The sequence below is a fragment of the Halorubrum sp. AD140 genome (assembly GCF_034497445.1).
Lineage (GTDB): Archaea > Halobacteriota > Halobacteria > Halobacteriales > Haloferacaceae > Halorubrum.
In genome coordinates this window covers 1-1,063 of the sequence record NZ_JAXRUU010000325.1, presented here as the reverse complement: position 1 = coordinate 1,063, position 1,063 = coordinate 1, and the positions used below count along the sequence as shown (strand labels likewise).

Genomic DNA, 1,063 nt, shown 5'->3' with positions numbered 1-1,063 from the left:
ACCACCTCGCCGGCGACGCCCGCGTCGAGGAGCTCGCGGAGCCGACGGACCGCGGGGTCGGTCTGCATCCGATAGCCGACCATCAGCGGTACGTCCGCGTCGCGGCAGGCGCTCACGAGCCGACGGGCGCGCTCCGGCGTCACCTCTACGGGCTTCTCGCAGAGGACCGCCTTCCCCTGCGCCGCGGCGGCCTCGACGTACTCTAAGTGGGTCGCGTTCGGCGTCGCGACGTACACCGCGTCGTACTCGTCGGCGACGGCGCCCGACCGGAATGCCTCGGGCGTGACGCCGGTCAGGTCGCGTTCGGCGGCGACCGTCGCGACCGCGTCCGCGTCGACGTCGGTGACGACGGTCGCCTCGGTGTACGCCGACCGCTCGATGCCGGGCAGGGCCCACTCGCGGGCGAACCAGCCGAGGCCGACGACCGCGACCCGGACGGGGTCGGTGACGGCGTCCGATTCGAGCGTCTCCCAGTCCCGGCGCGTGAACTCGTCGAGGTACTCCGCGAGGGCGGCTTCCATGCCGACCCCTCGGCGCGGCGGCGTCAAATAACCCCGGCGACGCGGTCGGGCGGGCCGGCGGACCGGCCGGGTCGAGGGCTCGCCGGCCTCGACGGCGTCACCGCTCCCACGGCCCGTCGTAGTTCACCTGCGGGCGGTCGACATCAAGACCGATCTCGCGGAGGGCCTCGGTCGCGCGCTCGACGGGCGCGGGGTCGGCGCGGTCGAGCGGGTCGCCCGTCGCCTCGACGAACCGCACCGTCCAGTCGCCGTCGATCACGACCGTCGCGCGGCGCGGGATGTCGGAGTGCCCCTCCCACGAGTCGGCGAGGAGGTCGTACGAGCCGGCGACGCCGCCGTGGAAGTCGGCGACGACCGGGAACGGGAGGTCGAACCGGTCGGCGTACGCGAACCCCGCGTACAGCGAGTCGCCCGTCAGCGCGACGACGGCGAGGTCGTCGCGGTCGTCCCAGCCCGCGTCGCGGACCGCGGCGAACGCGGCGGTACACGCCGGCACGAACGTCGCGGGCGCGGTACAGACGACGACGGCGTCGTGCGACTCG

2 protein-coding genes are annotated in these 1,063 nt (G+C 74.7%); both read right to left on the bottom strand.

All coding sequences use genetic code 11. From position 1 onward, the window contains the following. Positions 1-521 (bottom strand): Gfo/Idh/MocA family oxidoreductase (locus U4E84_RS18560; protein WP_322533528.1); only part of this gene is annotated, 521 nt, incomplete at its 3' end. 97 nt (positions 522-618) lie between these two features. Further along, positions 619-1,063, bottom strand: a 445-nt coding sequence (locus U4E84_RS18555; RefSeq protein WP_322533527.1) for a redoxin domain-containing protein, incomplete at its 5' end; no start/stop codon positions are given.